The 1,321-nt window shown below is 64.1% G+C and carries 1 pseudogene; it reads right to left on the bottom strand.

From position 1 onward, the window contains the following. Positions 1-1,321, bottom strand: a pseudogene (locus ELR45_RS36085) (Tat pathway signal protein); the annotation flags it as partial.

The following is a 1,321-nucleotide window of genomic DNA, read 5'->3' as shown; positions in this document are numbered from 1 at the left end:
GTCGACCCCGGTGTAGCGGGTGTAGCCGCGGGCGTGGATGTTCTTCAGGGCCGTCTTGAGGAACTGGTCGTTCAGGTCCTCGTCCTCTTCCTGGTGGGACGTCCGGTACACCCACTCTGGGAAGTAGTTCATGGTCTCGCCGTAGTTGGCGACGTAGGTGTTCTCCCGGGTCAGTCCCGCCTCAGTGAGACCCGTGTAGTGGTCACCGTACGGCCTGCGTCGCACCACGTCGCCGTTCTCGTCCAGCTTGGACTGGGCCAGCCCTTTGCCGATGATCTGCACGTAGTCGTCGGTGAACCGTGCGTTCTGGTCATGCCAGAACAATGAGTGGTAGACGTCCATGTCCTCGCCGTCCGGGCCGACCAGCACCTCCTCGCCGAGGAAGGGCTCCCAGCCCATCGCCTCGCCGAGAATTCGGTGGCTGCGCTCCCGGCCCTCGTAGAACTCTGAGTCGATGATCCGCAGTCCTTCGTGCGCCTCCCAGGCGCCCTCGTAGGTGTAGAGCACCTGGTTGTAGATGTAGGAGTGCCGGGAGCGCGCGAAGTCGAAGTTGGCCTTGAGGATCCGTTCGTACGCCTCGCGGCGAGTCAGCTCACCGCCATCCCAGTCCTCGCTCGGCAGCGATGTCTCGCCTTCCTCGGTGCCGGTCTCGAACGGCTGGTCGAGGAAGGCCTCGAACTCGTCGGCGCCGTAGACGTCGTCGTCGGCCAGCAGGTCCTCGATGATGTACAGCGCTTCCCCGAGCGCGCCGTAGTAACCGCCCCAGTCACCCTGATGGCCGCCGCGCAGCAGCAGCCTGGTGTTGCCGTAGTAGTCGATGACGTGGTTGTCGACGGTTTTCAGGACCCGGTCGATCGCGTCCCGCTTCTCGGCGTCGCTCTGCGCCGGAACCCAGTCGAAGTGCAACGCCTGTGCGTAGAAACGCAGCTCGTCCTGGTAGCGCACGATCGACAGCTTCCCGTCGTCGCTGCCGTCGACCTTGTCCGAGTACTGGTTGAACAGCTGGACCTGGCTGGCGGTGTAGCCGTCGATCAGCCCTTGCTTCTCCTCCTCGGAAGGCTCCGGCCGCGGCTCCGTCGGCGGATCGAACGTTCCCTGCTCTTCACCGGAGACGTCCAGGTAGGAAGTGGTGTGCGTGTATCCGCGGTAGTAGCCACGTGAGTCCTCAGTCACGTCGCTGCCGAAACCGCCGTCGTACGTACGGACGGTGATCTCGACGACGTCCTGGCCGCGCGTGTGCTCCAGCGGCAGCATGATCGTGTTGTAGTAGAACCGGCCCGGCAGCGGGTTGCTGGAGCCGATGTTGATCGCCTCGTAGTCA

It is taken from the genome of Phytoactinopolyspora endophytica, assembly GCF_004138495.1.
Lineage (GTDB): Bacteria > Actinomycetota > Actinomycetes > Jiangellales > Jiangellaceae > Phytoactinopolyspora > Phytoactinopolyspora endophytica.
Note: the sequence above shows the minus strand (reverse complement) of the source record. Positions and strands in the feature narration are given on the sequence as shown.